General features: G+C 42.7%; 17 protein-coding genes. 2 read left to right on the top strand and 15 right to left on the bottom strand.

Translation table 11 applies throughout. From position 1 onward, the window contains the following. Window positions 1-23: 23 nt before the first annotated feature. The 15 genes from MKS89_RS20920 to srlA (MKS89_RS19920) all read right to left on the bottom strand — a co-directional run bounded on the left by MKS89_RS20920 (window position 24) and on the right by srlA (MKS89_RS19920) (window position 12,547). Window positions 24-1,700 carry a glycoside hydrolase family 11 protein gene (locus MKS89_RS20920; protein ID WP_077316466.1) on the bottom strand — a complete coding sequence of 559 codons (1,677 nt, stop codon included), beginning with the start codon at window positions 1,698-1,700 and terminating at the stop codon, window positions 24-26. Between the two features lie 1,046 nt (window positions 1,701-2,746). Further along, entirely contained in the window at window positions 2,747-3,037 is a 291-nt protein-coding gene (locus MKS89_RS19855; protein WP_072955382.1) for a YkgJ family cysteine cluster protein, read from the bottom strand. A gap of 156 nt (window positions 3,038-3,193) precedes the next feature. Continuing rightward, the gene (locus MKS89_RS19860; protein ID WP_021021019.1) at window positions 3,194-3,397 is read right to left on the bottom strand and encodes a 2-hydroxymuconate tautomerase family protein; all 204 of its coding nucleotides are present in this window, start codon (window positions 3,395-3,397) and stop codon (window positions 3,194-3,196) included. Between the two features lie 107 nt (window positions 3,398-3,504). Next, entirely contained in the window at window positions 3,505-4,398 is an 894-nt protein-coding gene (locus MKS89_RS19865; RefSeq protein ID WP_235862518.1) for a DMT family transporter, read from the bottom strand. Window positions 4,399-4,459: 61 nt separating this feature from the next. After that, on the bottom strand, window positions 4,460-4,972 hold the full coding sequence (locus MKS89_RS19870) for a nucleotidyltransferase family protein (RefSeq protein WP_072955379.1): 513 nt from the start codon (window positions 4,970-4,972) through the stop codon (window positions 4,460-4,462). A 257-nt stretch (window positions 4,973-5,229) separates the two neighbouring features. After that, window positions 5,230-5,847: an HAD family hydrolase gene (locus MKS89_RS19875; protein WP_072955377.1), complete on the bottom strand. Its 618-nt coding sequence runs from the start codon at window positions 5,845-5,847 to the stop codon at window positions 5,230-5,232. Between the two features lie 365 nt (window positions 5,848-6,212). Then, entirely contained in the window at window positions 6,213-6,575 is a 363-nt protein-coding gene (locus MKS89_RS19880) for a PTS glucitol/sorbitol transporter subunit IIA (protein WP_315972529.1), read from the bottom strand. Window positions 6,576-6,592: 17 nt separating this feature from the next. Next, entirely contained in the window at window positions 6,593-7,573 is a 981-nt protein-coding gene (gene srlE, locus MKS89_RS19885; RefSeq protein WP_072955374.1) for a PTS glucitol/sorbitol transporter subunit IIB, read from the bottom strand. After that, window positions 7,573-8,136, bottom strand: coding sequence for a PTS glucitol/sorbitol transporter subunit IIC (gene srlA, locus MKS89_RS19890; protein WP_072955364.1), 564 nt, complete (start codon window positions 8,134-8,136; stop codon window positions 7,573-7,575). The genes srlE (MKS89_RS19885) and srlA (MKS89_RS19890) overlap by 1 nt, the downstream gene beginning before the upstream one ends. Window positions 8,137-8,258: 122 nt before the next feature. Beyond that, a complete protein-coding gene (gene srlR / locus MKS89_RS19895) occupies window positions 8,259-9,041 on the bottom strand; it encodes a glucitol operon DNA-binding transcriptional repressor SrlR (protein WP_235862516.1) in 783 nt (260 codons plus the stop codon). 72 nt (window positions 9,042-9,113) lie between these two features. Continuing rightward, window positions 9,114-9,470 (bottom strand): transcriptional regulator GutM, encoded by a 357-nt coding sequence (locus MKS89_RS19900; protein ID WP_021021026.1) that lies wholly within the window; start codon window positions 9,468-9,470, stop codon window positions 9,114-9,116. 299 nt (window positions 9,471-9,769) lie between these two features. Then, the gene (gene srlD / locus MKS89_RS19905; RefSeq protein WP_072955361.1) at window positions 9,770-10,546 is read right to left on the bottom strand and encodes a sorbitol-6-phosphate dehydrogenase; all 777 of its coding nucleotides are present in this window, start codon (window positions 10,544-10,546) and stop codon (window positions 9,770-9,772) included. Window positions 10,547-10,592: 46 nt separating this feature from the next. Continuing rightward, complete coding sequence (locus MKS89_RS19910; RefSeq protein WP_072955360.1) at window positions 10,593-10,949, bottom strand: PTS glucitol/sorbitol transporter subunit IIA; 357 nt, start codon at window positions 10,947-10,949, stop codon at window positions 10,593-10,595. A gap of 10 nt (window positions 10,950-10,959) precedes the next feature. Continuing rightward, window positions 10,960-11,985 (bottom strand): PTS glucitol/sorbitol transporter subunit IIB, encoded by a 1,026-nt coding sequence (srlE, locus tag MKS89_RS19915; RefSeq protein WP_072955359.1) that lies wholly within the window; start codon window positions 11,983-11,985, stop codon window positions 10,960-10,962. Window positions 11,986-11,998: 13 nt separating this feature from the next. Further along, window positions 11,999-12,547 carry a PTS glucitol/sorbitol transporter subunit IIC gene (gene srlA, locus MKS89_RS19920; protein WP_021021032.1) on the bottom strand — a complete coding sequence of 183 codons (549 nt, stop codon included), beginning with the start codon at window positions 12,545-12,547 and terminating at the stop codon, window positions 11,999-12,001. 540 nt (window positions 12,548-13,087) lie between these two features. On the opposite strand from srlA (MKS89_RS19920), the gene MKS89_RS19925 reads away from it, so the two are divergent. Together MKS89_RS19925 and MKS89_RS19930 are read left to right on the top strand one after the other, a co-directional pair. Beyond that, window positions 13,088-13,750 carry a transaldolase family protein gene (locus tag MKS89_RS19925; RefSeq protein WP_072955357.1) on the top strand — a complete coding sequence of 221 codons (663 nt, stop codon included), beginning with the start codon at window positions 13,088-13,090 and terminating at the stop codon, window positions 13,748-13,750. 729 nt (window positions 13,751-14,479) lie between these two features. Then, entirely contained in the window at window positions 14,480-15,988 is a 1,509-nt protein-coding gene (locus MKS89_RS19930; RefSeq protein WP_072955355.1) for a carboxypeptidase-like regulatory domain-containing protein, read from the top strand. The last annotated feature ends 243 nt before the right edge of the window (window positions 15,989-16,231 follow it).

The raw sequence follows: 16,231 nt of genomic DNA on the forward strand, positions 1-16,231 counted from the left end.
GAAAAATGTTTCGCCCACACTGCCTATGGCGCGACTGCTTTACCACTGTATCGATCAATCCGTCCGGGGCATAACCCCTTCGCTCTCAAATTACGGGCAATTTGTGCAACGGCGTTGTTAGTGTTGCTGTAGCCATCGTGCATTAAAATGATCTGCCCGTTTTGCAGTCGATTCGCTGCATTCACAATAGCGCTGGTGCTCGCGTTGTTCCAGTCTTTGGAATCTACATCCCAAGTGACTACGTGCATACCAAGATTTTGTGCTGCCTGCTGAATCGTTGAGTTCACTTCACCATATGGCGGACGATACAAAGTCGGTGCTGGCGCCCCGGCATTTTGGATCGCCTGACTGGTTCGGCTTAGCTCATTGATGATTTGTTGATAGCTGTAATTCGACATGTGAGGATGGGTATAGCTGTGGTTTTGAACTTCACCCACCTCTTTCATTTGGGATATCCGCCACGAGTTGTTACTGACGCGCTGCCCCCAAGCAAACCATGTTACCGGTTTAAGGTTATTTTGTTTCAGAAGGTTGACGAGTGTCCCAGTATTGCTGGTAGGGCCGTCATCGAAAGTGATACCGACATAACCCTTGCACGTGTTGTTATTGCCTCCGTTACCACCGTTGCCAGAGCAGTTGCCGCTAAAGCAATCGTCGGTATTACCAAAGCCAATAACACCATTACAGTCCATGTTTTCAGAGTATGAGCCACCACCGCACTTACCATTGTCATAAGTAGAGGTGTTGTATTCCATATCTTCAGCTTGTCGGGTTTCACCGTTGACATAGACCCAGTCTAAGACGACATCACGGCCATTGGTATCATTGTCATACTGAACTTGTATATCCCCAGCAGCTTTCCCCTTATAAGTGTACTCTTGATAACTGTTGCTTAGATTCCAGCTAGCGACCGCAGTGCCGCTAATCAGTAGGTTAATGTGCTCTTGGCCACTGATGCCCATTGCGCGGACCACAATATCGGTACTGCTCGAGCCGACATCACCGCCGCCATTATCACCGCCGCCAGTGCTGCCCAGCGTGATGTTCGAGCTACCACTGCTTTGATAACCTTCGGTCGCCATCACCATATAATTGAATTTTCCGAGGTTTAAGCCTTTGCTGGCCCAAGCATCAAAGTGATTGCCAGTGGTAATCGTCCCACCCGTGCGTTTTTGCTGACGCACACTCCAGTATTGATAGAATGTGGATCTGTCCCCTTCAATCGAGGGCTTGTCTACCCGCAGGGTGCGATAGATATCGTAGGTGCCGCCGTCAGTATTCACGGTGCCGTAATAGGTCCCGTTTGTACCGGGTCGATAGCTGCCCCAGTTATCAACGATGTAATACTCAACCAGCGGATTGGTTGTCCAGCCGTACAGCGCTAGGTAGCCGTTGCCGGAAGGGTTAAAAGTACCTGAATATTTCACGGCGCGTCGGCCGCCCGGGTTCCAACCTTTACCGCCAACCCAGTTGCCGGTGTTGTGCCATTGTGAGCTGTAATTTCCGCCATCTCCCAATGTCATAGAAACGGTACCTGGTGCATCAGTCCAGAATGAATAGTAGTAACCATTTTGGGTGCCGGTTTCGTTTGAGGTGAGGGTTTTTGCCTCACTGGCAGTTGCCGACAAAACGCCCGCAGTTACGGTCAGAATAGTCAAAAATTTTTTTGCACGAGTGGTCGTCGTTTTCACTATGGCCATTTTTATTCTCCAGTTTTACCTCTCAACCAATACGACTTACAAAGGTTGGGCCGTTAAGTACAGTTTGTTTTTAAGTACAATCTGTTTTTTAAGTACAACTCATGTTCTTGCAAGCAAGTTTCTGTTTGACTTAACACACTGCTTTTATTATTAAAAAGAGTTAAGTGATAAATATTTTAGAAGCTACACCCCCGAATAGACAATGCAATTTATCTCAAAGTTGAACGCGCTCAAAATAAAAATTAATTTAATAATGCAGTTATGAAAAAAAATAACAAAACCATTCAATTTAAATAATCAACCCTTGAGGATAAATTATTATCCAACCCTGTTATTGTTAAATTTTAAAAAACCAGCATACCTGTCATTAACTTAACGTAAAAGTCGTGTTATGCCCATATTAACTGGCTAAAACCGTAGACCAAATCGTGTAACACACACAACAAATAATTATTTTTCAATTAGTTACATGAATAACCCGTTAGTTATACTTGCCCAAATTTGCCTTATAACTTTCTATTTTAGATTGCATTCCCGCTCTTTTCTCTTTGAGACAATCACACATCACTTCGATTAATTAATTTCTTTATAATTCTAATTTTATAATAAATTCATTGAATTCAAAGTTCTCTTTACAAAATTACCAATTTTAGAATACAATTATCATATAAACCACCCTAATTTTTTGAATAAGGTTCAATATAGTCTATTTGCCATTATTTATAAGAACCAACTGATTCAAATATATATTTTCTGCAATATGCACATTTAAAATTGAATTCGATTCCAATCTTATTTATCGTTCTCTCCACATTCTCGCGTATTCTTCGAATTCTTTAACTTTTTAGGATCGATGACATACCTGACATAACAAGTCATCATCAGTGATATTTCCTTTAAATTTATTTTATGGGCGACGGCTTGGCCGCTGAAATGCTTTTTATAGCGCGGTGCCGTTCACGAATATAGAAGTAAATAAAACCAGACCTCCTAGATGGAGGTGCCCTATAGTATTGTTAGGAATGGGTATTGTTGGGAATACCGCTTTACAGGAACTTCACTCGCTCATCGATACATTCGTCAGAACCCATTGCGAACTCGCGACATATCCAAGGTCGGTTTTCATAAATCGAGCACATTAAAGTTTCTCGATCTAAAGCAGCACACCAACCGTCATCAAGTCGCATCATGGTCTCACCGCCATATTGGTCACGTTCGATAAATCGTTCCGGCACACCCGTGTCTGATATGATCATCACTTCAAGACGGCAACAGCATGCTTCGCAGTTTGAGCAAGATACATTTGAAGAAGAAATATTTTTAGTGGGTATAATCATGAGTAACTACAATTGGGTCAATGGTGCATGATACCGTAAATTTAAGACAAATGCCGCTGGGCTGCATCAATCACGCAATATTCCACAGCACTTTCATGTTGAGGTTTCGGAACAAACGTCACCGTCACGCAAAGATGATCAATGCCAATCCCGGCATTACATGCCCTTCTTCCTGCGATGAGTCACCTGCTCACCAGCAATGCCCCAGTTATCGGTTTCCACTTCATCAATTACGACCACTGTGGTCGCCGGGTTTTTATTCAACACCCGCTCAAGTAATTCTGTCACACCGGCAATCAGCTCTCCCTTCTGCTCAGCGGTTGCACCTTCTTTTGTGATTTTAATATTGACGTATGGCATCAATGTTCTCCTTAAAATATCGTGATTATCTGATTCACTGGAAATCTAGGCATGTAGCGAATCATTTCCGTATGCAGTGATTGGCTATTCTGCGCCTGATTTATATTTTATGCCTTGTGTTTTATAAAGTAATAGCGACCTAAAATCACCATTAAAATCCCACCCAGCACTAAAATCGCTGACATGATAAGACGAGAAGTAATCACTTCAGATACAAATATAACCCCACCAAAAGTCGCAATCACCGGGACAGCTAATTGGAGCACAGCGGCTTGTATCGAGGAGAGGCCGCTCAGCGCGATATACCAAAGCGTGTAACCAATCCCTGAGGTGATACCACCGGATATAATCGCTAACCATATTCCTGCTGATGAATAACCGGTATGGCGTATTGTGATGAGGGTTAGGATGATCACCAGCGGAACAGACCTGAAAAAATTATAGGCGGTATCCAGCAGCGGATTTTTCGAAGCTCGGCCTTTCAGGGTATAAATCCCCCATGCAACGCCAGATGTCGCCATCAGTAAAAAACCCGACAAGGATGGTGCGGTGACTCCCGGGAGAATCAAATAAACAAACCCTGCAAAAGCTGTCGTGATACCTAACCACTCCATAACATGTAATCTGGTACCAGAGACAAGGGAGTGCAATATCATGGTAATTTGAACGGCGCCGAATAGAATCAGCGCACCGGTTCCGGTGTCTAACGAGATATATGCATAGGAAAAGGTCACCGCATATAGAAATAACATCAAACTGGCAGTCCAACTCCCTTTCGGACGGGCGCCCTGCGTCGGGGAGTCGGTATTCTTTTGCGTGGTGAGGACAATCAAGAAAAGCACAACAGCACCGGATAGTAACCGAATCGCCGTAAAGCTTGACGCATCAATGGCTTCATGACCCAATGCTAATCGACATAGTACCGAGTTAGCAGCAAAAGCAATTAATGCTAACCCAGTCAGTATGGCTATTTTAAAAAGTGAATGATTGATGATGAACAATCCTTATACACAACAACCTTATCAATATAGTGCTTTGTTATAACACAACTTTCAGTAATGGCTATCTGACGAGCCACCCTTTTGCATCAACACGCTGTTCGAAGGTTTCTCGTGACCGTTTAGGATTATGTGTGATGCAGTAACCAAATAGCGACTCAACCCCAAAAGCAGCAACACATTCATACTGATTTGGAGCAACTTGGCGAACAGCGACAGCCGTTTCTTTTTCAGGCCAATAATGCATTGCGTCTACGGTTCCTTGATAAGGCGAGTCACCATGACGCACATGCATGTTTGCTTGATTACGGACTTGCCAATTCAGTTGAGGCATACAAGTTTTGAGTCGCGATTCATACGCCGAATAGGTATTGGGATTCGGCTCGTGAGGGTCAAAGTAGATCACATCGACATCATTCAAAGGCGTCGATACATTGAAATCATGCAATGCATCCCAAACTAAATTTCGAACGAAACCCGCTGCGATATAGCACTGGGGCAACCCCAATTGAGACACGTAATTGAGTGCCTCAACCCGGATTGGATCTTGCCTGATGAGTTCGACGACTTTGTCCATACTCGCGTTAACCCTGTCCGTTTACATTTCCTTGAGTTTAACGTGAATTTCCATTTCTACATATCCATCCACTCTCGCATCGTTCAGATAACGTTCTAACATTGGGAAATTATCGGGTTCATCGCTGCGCTGTGAAGCAAAAAACCGCAACACGCGCAGCTTTGTGAAAGCGCAGCCATAACGAAAAAGCCATCGCTATGGCTACGATTGTTATACGTTTTTCGAAACCACGGTTGAGCCGTTCGTATATGATGCGACTAAAGCCGGACACCGCATGACTTTAGAGCTTGCTCACATTGGGCAGCGTTTTTAAACTGAATGGCTGTCATACCAACTGATTCTGCGCCTTTGACATTGTATGGCATGTCATCGATGAACACCGTTTCTGAAGCCTTTAAGCCATATTGAGAAAGCAGTGACCGGTAAATTTCCGGCTGAGGCTTCAATAAACCAACTTCCGCAGAAACTGTCGCCCCGTCGAACAAATCCCAGAACGTGTAGGTTGCTTTTAGGTAAGAGATAATTTCATGAACATTGTCGGTTAACGCCAGAACATGATAGCCAGCAGATTTACAGCGTTTAATCAAGTCAACTGAGCCGTAGATGAGAATCTGTGTCTGTTTCACATAATAGAACAGCCGTTCACATTCTAACGCCGTTAACCCCAGCGTTTCCTTATACTGAGCTTTTGCCTCATTTTCAGTAATCAAACCTTTATTCAAACTTAACCAAGTTTCTGACTGAAATATTGACTTAGCTTGCTCTTCAGCGGCATCGCTGTCATCAAAAGTGAGCCTGATAATCGCCAAAGGATCCCAGCGAACCACAACATTACCGATGTCAAAAACGACGTTTTTAATATGAACAGCAGTCATTATGTACTCCTTTTACATCACAGTTTTTATACGATTCATTCCAATCTGCGAATCTGTTACCCATGCATTATTCGCAGCATTTGCTGCTATTCATCCTTTGACGACCAACGCACTGTCACAACCCGGACTGACATATGGGTCTGATTGAACTCTTTCCTTCACTGTACCTGCTTTTGTTCGGTACCGACAATCCTTCATCTATCGTCAGCCATCATCAGCAAGAAGAAATAGGCAACACTCACGGATCTGGTCCGAAAGCTCTGTTAACGAAGGGGAGCAGGTTAGTTCAACCCAATAGATGACTTAGTTTATCGAATGTAGACGCGTAATAAGACCCGGATGTTGAGTCTTTGCTTGCAACAGTGTTAACCAAATACGATTTCATCACCAACATGTATGACGTTCGGGCAATGACCGATTACATGAACAGTCCCTGGTTGTTCCGGTTCCAGTTGACCATCAAATTTAATCGTTATATGGCCTAAATTGGCCAAGTTCTGGCTTACCGCACTCCCGACTGCCGTGACGATAAAGTCTTTATCTGCAATCAGTAATGTGCTTTGGGTTGTAATTACGCCGACATGCTGCCCTTGATCATGAATAAAGCAGTAGTCTTTCACGTCTTCTGGCGCAGTTTGGTTAAACAAAATGATCATATTTTCTTGTAACGCTTCGTTCGCTAGCATGCCTATCTCAGTGATTGTGGCTTTGAATTGGAAAGTCATCATTCGACCTATTGATAAACCTATTGATAAATGAACATGGAAACAAACCAAGCCAATAATACGGTTGGCGCACCCGTGATAAATCGGGAATACAACACAGAAGGCACACCGACTTCCACGGTTTCCTGTTTCGCACCGGCCAGCCCTAAACCGACGGGGATAAAGTCGCAAGCAGCTTGTGAATTGATCGCAAACAATGCCGGGAGAGCCAAGTGAGGCGGAATTGCTCCTGTACCAATCTGCACACCAATCATGACCCCAATGACTTGCGCAATCACAGCGCCAGGGCCTAAAAACGGAGAAAATAAAGGAAATGAACAAATCAGCGCTAAAACAATTAAACCAAGCGGATTAGAAGATAGTGGCGTGAGTAAATCGGCAACCCAATCGCCAAGACCTGACGCCATGATCACCCCGATCAACATCGAAACAAATGCCATAAAAGGCAAAATCGTTTTTAGTACAGTGTCAATGGTATCCCGACCCGCTTGGTAAAAAGTCGACATGATGTTACCCATGGACATACCGACTTTAGCGATAAGACCGCCACTTTGTTCACTTAATTTTTTATCGGTATCGTAAGTCAACGGGTGAGCGTTGCTGATGGTTTCGTTTTCTGCTGCATCGACGTTGTCTTGATCAATCATGCTGACGCACGACTCGTCTATGGAAGATGCATAGATCCCCTCATGAATAAACTGAGCAAGAGGGCCTGATTTTCCGGTTGCATGAATATTTAATGTATACAAGTGTTTTTTGGGGTACAAACCACAGCGCAGAGTACCGCCACAATCAATGACAACTAGGGCAACATCTTCATCTGCGATGATATTTTTGAAGCCATCAACGGACTCAAGCCCCGTTAACTGACTGATATAGTCGACAACTTTAGGCTTCGATCCCCCTGTGACATACAGGATTTTCTTCCCTGAGACGATGGGTATATACAGAGGCCCTCCCCATCCTTGCTCCCCCGCAACGACGCTTAACAGGCGCTTCATCATTGATCACCATCTAATGAGAAGTCTGCTTTGCCAGACAATATTTTCCCTTGCTGTCGAGACACCATGACCGTCGTAAAATCGGTGACCCAACCTCTGAAAAAATTGGAAACTAACCCAACCAATAGATACCCCATTGCCAAAGGCGCTAAAGGTAAACCAAGCTGGGTTAAGCCATTGGCTACGCCAAGATAGATAAACAATTCACCTGGATTTACATGAGGAAACATACCATTCATAGAATGGCAGCTATAAGAAGCTGAAGCATAATAAGATGGTTTATAACGCTCAGGGAGAAACTTGCCGAGGCTCAATGTCATTGGATTACAAAAAACAAACGTGCCAATAAAAGGAAGGATTAAATATCGAGAGACCGGATTACTGGCACATTTTGCGGCCAATTTTTCAACGCGATGCTGACCGATAAAGCGGATTAATGAGTTCATGGCAACCAGCAGACATATCAACACGGGGAGAACCCCCGTGACCATGCTTACAAGAACGTCACCACCTTTCTCAAACAGCCCTAAAAACCACTCAGCACTTAAGGTTAAATACTCCATGATGCTTACCTAAATATAGACACAGTCGTCACTCTATCTTGATGCATAATGATAGTTTAAACATAAACAGTGTGCTGAAATGTGATTTCAATCATCAATGGAAATTTTCAAATTAAAAACGTTTATACCAGATAAACCGTAATTCCCTTGCTTTTTAATCCGTTTAAATGTTCTTCTGATAAATCTGAGTCAGTGACGACGATATCAACCAAATCGAGGGGAACAACAACATTTGGGCTTTTACGACCAAACTTTGAGGAGTCTAGGACAACAATAATTTGATTGGCTGATTGGCACATCGCTTGGCTGACCTGATAAGCTTCATTGTAAGTCGTACAACCTTGAATTAAATCAAAACCGTCAGCCCCAATGAAAAGTTTATCAAATGTAAAATGGCTGAAAGCACTTTCGGCCAAACTTCCATGAAACGAAGCTGAGCGTTTTCGGTAAGTCCCTCTAGGCATAATCACCGTATGTTCTGAGTTGAGTTCGTTCATCGCATGAACGATATCCAGACTATTTGTCATTAAAGTCAAAGACATAATTTTATCAAACTCGGGGACCATTTGTAGCGTTGTACTCCCACAATCGAGGATGATGGAGTCACCATCTCGAACTAACTGGGCCGCTTTTTTTGCGATGCGGATTTTTTTGTCTAGATTTAAAGTTTTCTTCTCATCCATAGCAATCTCTTCGGAAGCGCTGTTTGTCGCACCATGACTGGTCACAGCTTCTGCACTTCCGTAGCGTCTTGCCACGATGCCTTTTTCTTCTAATGCTCTGAGATCACTACGAATCGTGGCACCAGATGTCTGGAAAATAGAGGCCAGATCGTTGACTGCCGTTTTGCCGTTTTGTTGAAGGTAAGAAACCAACTGACTTTGTCTGCTATCAATACTCATCATAAAATCTACCGATTAATTTGTGGTTATTCTACACCAGATTATTATCATATTGAATGTAATTTGAAAACTCTGTCATTCAGTTTGAAAGGCAACGTTAAGCGCTTCCTGAGTCCCGTGACTCAGCCCGTTCAGCATCTGTTTATCGAATGGATATGAGCAACCAATCACTTCAGCCAGTGTTTTCGGGCGGGCAAAAACAGTCACACCATTAAGTACCTTCGCATCCGTAACAGTACCATCCTCAGCTTCAACTAAAACAACAATTGTTCTTGCTTTCCAACGACTTTTTGTTCGACCGATCTTCACCTTTCCCTTTCTAGCCATCGATTGAATCATTCGATTAAAGGCGCGTATTTGGAAAAAACTCATCGCGATTTGCGCGATCCACGCGACAATCGCTATGCTGATGAATAAAGAAATAGAATCCATAGGTTACCTCAAAATGATTGTCACAGTGCATGAACGAATGAGAAAGCATAAAACATCATGATAGCTTCTAAGTATCACCATTTTCATAGTGATGGCGTGATTTTACTGATTTTCAATTTTTTTATCTTTGATTTTTATTTTGGGTGTGTACTTCATATCGTTCAGAAATAATCTTGTCCACCAAGCCAGAATGCACAACCCTCCAATCGCGACAATGATATCCATACTATCCCTCAGATTCGAAAACATGAGGGGCTTTTCAGCCCCTTCAATACGATTTCATCGGCTGGCAACAACGCTTAAAACATCACTTGTCCGCCAGTGATATTGATCGATTGACCCGTGCAGTATTTCGCACCCTCACTGATATAGAATTTGAGAACATTTAACACATCGTCATACCCGCAACCGGCTTTCAGAGGGACTTTATCGATGTAATACTGCATGACTTCGTGTTCTTCAAGCCCCAGCTTCTTCGCATATTGCGGAATTAGACTTTGGAACATCGGGGATTCCAGTAGATTACCTAGCATCAAGCTATTGACGGTGATTTTGTCATCCGCCAAGTCAAGAGCAATAGACTGCGTTAAACCAACCCCGCCAAATTTTGCCGAGCTATAACCGGCATTATGTTTACTCCCTACTTTCCCTGATTTGCTGTTGATTTGAATAATGCGTCCGCCATGACCTTGCTCAACCATATAACGAGCCGCTTCGCGAGCACACAAGAAGTACCCATTTAAGTTTACATTCACATTAAAATTAAAATCTTGCAGCGTAAAATCGGTAATTTTCGTTGCTTTGGCGACACCTGCGCTATAAACCAAAACATCAATACTACCGAGCTGTGCTTTGATGGTTTTAAATGCATCAGTAACACTTTGTTCGTCCGTGGCATCGACACCAACGCCAACTGCGATACCGTCCCCTTGTAATGTACAGATTTCATCGGCCACTTGGGTGGCATTCCGAACATTTAAGTCGGCAACTCCCACTTTGTATCCTGCTGCTGCAAGTCCTTTACAAAGATACTCACCAAGTGTTTGACCACCACCAACAACAACTGCTGTTTTCATAACGAATCTCCTAAAATGTAGAGGGAGTTCTGCCCCCTCCAAAAAATCAAATAAAGCGAATAGTTGAACCAACACCCAATGAACGGGGTTGAGGACCGGCTAAATGAAGGCTACCGACGAAGTCAGCTTCGCTTGATGCGTCAAAACGCAATGTAATATGTCCTAAGTTGCCTAAATTTTGATTCACACCATCACCGACCGCAGTGATTGGGTAGGTATTGCCATCGATAATCACTTCACCACCGACAGCAATCTCACCTTTCAATTGATCATGCGTGTGCACAAAGCAGTACTCGGCAGCATCGGCTGGCACTGACTGGTTGAATAAAATCAACATATCGTCTTCCAGTGCTTCTAATGCACATTCCCCAACTTGAATGATTTCAACACTATACAAACTCATTTGCTTGCCCTCAGTTGTAAATGAACATTGATGCAAACCATGCCAACAATACGGTTGGTGCGCCGGTTAAGAAGCGTCCATACAGAACAGATGGGACACCGACACGCACTGTTTCCGGTTTGGCTTCAGCAAGCCCTAACCCGACCGGAATAAAGTCACAAGCAGCTTGAGCATTGATAGCGAATAAAGCGGGTAGCGCTAGGTGCGGAGGGATATTGCCTAAACCGATCTGAGTGCCGATCAACACACCGATAACTTGGGCAATTACAGCTCCGGGCCCTAAGAATGGTGACAAGAACGGGAACGAACAAATCAGCGCTAAGATAATTAATCCAACAGGATTCGTTGCCAGCGGCACTAACACGTGAGCAATTGTGTCCCCAATACCACTGGCCAATATCACACCGATGAGCATAGAAACGAATGCCATGAATGGAATGATGGTGGACATGACGGTATCAATCGTGTCACGGCCGGCTTGGAAAAATACCGCCATAACATTCCCCATAGCCATACCAATTCGGGCTAACAGGCCATCTGACTGTTCGGTGAGTTTTTTAGTGGTATCGATGTTCCCTGTCGTTACGGCTGCATCACTTGAATCCGCGTTATTTGAATCCATAGAAACTTCGTGAGCTGCAACCGTTGAAGTCCCCCTTGCAGCATCCAAACCGTCAACGACACTCACGCAATCAACGTCAACATTGGAAACATAGTTACTTTCATTGATGTACTTCGCCATTACGCCAGACTTGCCTGTCGGCATAACATTCAGAGTGGGAACATTGTTTTTAGGATACAGGCCACAGCGCATTGAGCCGCCGCAGTCAATAACAGCGACCGCCATCTCTTTATATTCACAACCGTCAGCGAATCCATCAACAGTCTCTAAACCTGTCAATTCAACTAATCGGTCAACAAGTGCTGGTCGGGTCCCTCCGACCATGTACATGATTTTCTTAGTTTTTGGGAAATCGACGATCAGTTCTTTACCCCAACCACCTTTCCCTGCTTTGATTTTTAATGTTGTCGTCATGATCTCTTCCTCATTAACTGAAACGAACTTCGCGATCTAATTGAATGCCTTGTTGTTTTTCGACCATCATGGTGGTGAAGTCAGTGACCCAACCTCTGAAGAAGTTCGAAATCATGCCGACAAATAGGTACGCGACAGCTAGTGGAGCGAGCGGTAAACCGAGTGTTGTAATGCCACTTGCTATACCCAGGTAAACAAATAATTCACCTGGGTTTACGTGTGGAAATAAACCATTCATCGAGTGACAAGAGTATGAACCTGCTGCGTAATAGCTCGGTTTGTAACGTTCTGGCAAAAATTTGCCCAATGAAAGAGTCATCGGGTTACAAAAAATGAATGTGCCGACAACCGGAAGAATGAGGTAACGAGAAACTGGATTGCTTGCACATCTGCTCGCCAGTCTTTCGACTCGGTTCTCTCCAATAAACGCAATCAATGCATTCATTGCACAAAGTAGCGCAATGAGTAGTGGCAGAATCCCTGTCATCATACCAAGCAAAGTTTCTCCGCCTTTTTGGAATAGTCCGATAAACCATTCCGCACCTAAAATTATGGTATCCATATGAAAGTAATGAAATCTCAATAAAAAATTCAAAAATTTTAACCCATTTAAAATCAATATCTTACTGATATATTTTTTGTTTTAACTTTTAAATAAAAAAATATTATTGAATTATTCAGAGTGACTCGTTAAATTAAAAACACAGAGCGCAAATAAAACAATCAAAACAAAAATAAAGAAACCAACAATTACTTTCAAAATGAAAATAAGATAAAATAATAGTAAGCTCGACAGCTCGTAGGATGGTGAAAGAAGCATTCGTTCAGGCGGGCGAATCAGCGCGCAGATAGGAGCGCGTTGATGGGATTGATGAAAACGTTAACGACACCTGTCGCGCGATATATGAATCACAATTCAATAACGGTATGACTTGTTATTCGTAGACAAAGTGGCGTCTTTTCAGGCGTCATCAGTATAAACTCTATCCATCAAGCTTTTGTTTTTAAACATGATCTATACATGCTAATACAGGTATTTCCCCCCCATGCTCCTTAATATCTGTATTAGCCCTTTTATTCAGTACGATAAGAGAGGCTCATTATGTCCGTTTATCTTGATACCAGTGATATTGAACAAATTAAGACGCTATCCGATTTATTACCAATTGCTGGTGTCACAACGAATCCAACAATCGTCGCTAAATCCGGTGTAAAGATGATCAATCTGTTACCCCGGATTCGGGATGCTTTAGATGGTGATGGGCTGATTTTTGGTCAAGTCATTAGCACGAGTGCAGATGACATAGTGACAGAAGCATTAAAACTCAATCAGATGGTTGATCATTTCGTCGTGAAAATACCGGTAAATATGCAGGGCGTAAAAGCCATAAAAAGGTTAAAAAATGAAGGAGTTACAACCTTAGGGACTGCAATATATACTTCGCAACAAGCTTTTTTCGCGGCATTAGCAGGTGCTTCGTTTGTTGCGCCTTACATCAATCGAATTGATATGCTGACTGGCAATGCGATTGAAACGGTGGAATCGATATCGAACCTCCTTTCTCATCATGCGCAGACATGTCAAATTATCGGTGCGAGTTTCAAAAATACCAAACAAGTGATCGACTGCTTAAGTATTCGCCAAGCGAGTGTGACCATCCCCGTCGAGCTTATCCATCAAATGATGGAGAACCCATGCGTAAACGAAGCAATTGATCAATTCAATCAAGATTGGCTCGACTGCTTTGGTTCTTTATCACACTAGGGAAAAGACCGATTCGGTGAAATGCGCCATAGGAAATGTCGTGACAAAAATGGGGCGTAAAACAGCAGAGAAATCGACAGGCATAAAAAAAGCCAATCACAAGGTCGTGATTGGCTATCAATATGAACAAATTAGGTTCACTAACAACGTCAGTTGGCTAGGTGACCCTCGGCTTAATAAGGGTCAATGTCATTAAAGCAGTATACGTGCCAACTTTTTAACAATCATTAACTACATGTTTTTATTCAATAAATAATCATTCAGTGCTTATCTTTTATCCTCTTTATGTTTTTGCAAAATGCAAAAAATTGTGCATGATGCAAATTGAACACACACGAGGATGCATAAAAAATAAATAAACCCCCAGACAACCTCGGCTTCAACACCCCGAAGATATTTGTTGAGGTTCATACCGTAGAAACTTTGCCTGCTATTTTGCTGTGTACACCTTTCCCTTCTGATGGACCTCTCAGTGACATCTCGGTTCCATTGGCCGTATGTCCCAAGAGCGTCAGACAAATAGAACCTGAGCTCTGTCCATCATCACTACCAAAGACTGTTGCCAGACCATAAACCAGACTGCCACATAACAGCAATTTGATAGTTTAGGTTTTCAGGGAAAATATTTCATGATCAACTTTTCTGGATCACAATATAAAGTCATTCAGGTTGAGCGGGACAATACATATTGTTAAATTATGAATTCAATTTCATAATAGAGATAATAATATGAACAAAGTAAATTTACTTTTAGTCTCCTTCTTGTCTTTCCCTGTATTTTCTCAATCAATCAACATCCCAATTTCAAACTCTGTATCAGAACCTTTCGATATTGAGAATACTCCGGGAGTCTATATAGACAGTAATCAAACTCGCAATAGTGATGCTTTAGAGCAGGAGATACAGTGGAGAAGTAAAATCCTTCAGCCTGAATCACTCTCTGCTCACAAAAACATTGCCGAAGGAAATCAATCTTCAGAACAACGGACTGGTTGCCCGGTACTACCTTTAGATAATGCAATATATACAAACTTACAGCAGGAAGGTGACGTCCAGTGCTACAGTGTGGAAATTAAAGAAACGACAAAAATTCAAGGCGTGCTCACCAATATAGCGGAAGATGTCGATTACAATCTATACCTTTTTCAGCTAACGGATGAAAATAAATTAGCAACACTGGACACTTCCGTATCATCAACGGCCAGACAAGAGCAAGTCTTCTATAAAGCAGAACCTGGAATATACGTGTTAGCGGTCGAAGCCAAAACAGGGATCAGTAAAGAGAAAGCGATTGTCGGATGGTTAAGTCATCCTGAATATGACGCTCAAGAAACGAATGATAAAGCATCTCAGGCTTATACACTTACCTCTTCGGCAACCATTCAGGGGAATATGGATAATAATAATGATCTTGATTATTACGTCTACAAAACCGGCGCAGATCAAAATCGTATTGCTCTGAAATTCAGTGCAAGTGATCAATTTATTACAGAACTATGGACAGGCAGTCAGTGGGCAGCGATTCCACATAATCAGGTACTGGCTATCAATGATGTATCATCAAATTCATCGGTGTATTTTTTGGTTCGAGCCAACACTGAAAGTGTCCCTGCTACATCGGCACAGTATTCATTGACGGTAAGTGATCCTGATTCTGGTGTAACGCTGTCCAATGTCAATGTGTGGAATACAGAAAAATTAGCTAAGCATGATACTTACAGGAATACACTAGAAGGCAATTGTGTCGTGGAGCGTTTGAAAAAAATACGCCATTGTTTTCCTCTCTCTAAGATTTTCGCACATAATAAACTAGAAATGTCGGGGACAGTATTAGATCAACAGGGCCTACCAGTTCCTTATGCAAACGTCCTTCTATATGCACGGGATGGAGTAAACGATTTGCTTGGTGAACCAACAGTTGTGACAACAGATGAACAAGGGAAATTTATGAAAACAGTCAAGGTTGCTGACTGTAGTGGTAAAGTAGATCAAAAACGTTTAGAACAAATAGGTAATGGAGTATCTTACGGTACTCTCGACTGGCCTGAGTTATGGTGGGATATCGAATTCGAAGAAAGGTACTCAGAATATACTCTTGCTGTCACCGCACCTAATTCCCCTCAGGGTATAGAACAGAAACAATTTATCCATCTATGTAACGCAACCCTAAGGAAAATGTGCTACCACCTGTGGGATCACAATGCTGGAAAAGAAATTAATCGCTGTACAACGCTATAAAGAACTCTACTGGTAAATTAATAATATTTGTACTAGTTCTTACATGCCTGAAGTCATCTTCAGGCATGGTTGATAGCTTACGAACGTCAATATTGAAACTTTTCCCAACATTCTTTATGCAGTAACAAAGCACTCCCGATTTCGGAATTGATCTAAACGCGCCGGAAAAACGGGACAGCGGGCGCTGCGTGACATTGGCGACAAGTTTGAATTTATTTCCTCGAAGCTATGAAATCAGACTTA

Source organism: Vibrio gazogenes (genome assembly GCF_023920225.1).
Classification (GTDB): Bacteria; Pseudomonadota; Gammaproteobacteria; order Enterobacterales; family Vibrionaceae; genus Vibrio; species Vibrio gazogenes.

Bases quoted from the DNA above. Each gene is read 5' to 3' on its own strand.
- MKS89_RS19875 (WP_072955377.1), bottom strand. From the start codon at position 5,847: ATGACTGCTGTTCATATTAAAAACGTCGTTTTTGACATCGGTAATGTT.
- MKS89_RS19900 (WP_021021026.1), bottom strand. From the start codon at position 9,470: ATGGATTCTATTTCTTTATTCATCAGCATAGCGATTGTCGCGTGGATC.
- MKS89_RS19925 (WP_072955357.1), top strand. From the start codon at position 13,088: ATGTCCGTTTATCTTGATACCAGTGATATTGAACAAATTAAGACGCTA.
- MKS89_RS19860 (WP_021021019.1), bottom strand. From the start codon at position 3,397: ATGCCATACGTCAATATTAAAATCACAAAAGAAGGTGCAACCGCTGAG.
- MKS89_RS19910 (WP_072955360.1), bottom strand. From the start codon at position 10,949: ATGAGTTTGTATAGTGTTGAAATCATTCAAGTTGGGGAATGTGCATTA.
- MKS89_RS19855 (WP_072955382.1), bottom strand. From the start codon at position 3,037: ATGATTATACCCACTAAAAATATTTCTTCTTCAAATGTATCTTGCTCA.
- srlA (WP_021021032.1), bottom strand. From the start codon at position 12,547: ATGGATACCATAATTTTAGGTGCGGAATGGTTTATCGGACTATTCCAA.
- srlE (WP_072955359.1), bottom strand. From the start codon at position 11,985: ATGACGACAACATTAAAAATCAAAGCAGGGAAAGGTGGTTGGGGTAAA.
- srlR (WP_235862516.1), bottom strand. From the start codon at position 9,041: ATGATGAGTATTGATAGCAGACAAAGTCAGTTGGTTTCTTACCTTCAA.
- MKS89_RS19880 (WP_315972529.1), bottom strand. From the start codon at position 6,575: ATGATGACTTTCCAATTCAAAGCCACAATCACTGAGATAGGCATGCTA.
- srlE (WP_072955374.1), bottom strand. From the start codon at position 7,573: ATGAAGCGCCTGTTAAGCGTCGTTGCGGGGGAGCAAGGATGGGGAGGG.
- MKS89_RS19870 (WP_072955379.1), bottom strand. From the start codon at position 4,972: ATGGACAAAGTCGTCGAACTCATCAGGCAAGATCCAATCCGGGTTGAG.
- MKS89_RS20920 (WP_077316466.1), bottom strand. From the start codon at position 1,700: ATGGCCATAGTGAAAACGACGACCACTCGTGCAAAAAAATTTTTGACT.
- srlA (WP_072955364.1), bottom strand. From the start codon at position 8,136: ATGGAGTATTTAACCTTAAGTGCTGAGTGGTTTTTAGGGCTGTTTGAG.
- MKS89_RS19930 (WP_072955355.1), top strand. From the start codon at position 14,480: ATGAACAAAGTAAATTTACTTTTAGTCTCCTTCTTGTCTTTCCCTGTA.
- srlD (WP_072955361.1), bottom strand. From the start codon at position 10,546: ATGAAAACAGCAGTTGTTGTTGGTGGTGGTCAAACACTTGGTGAGTAT.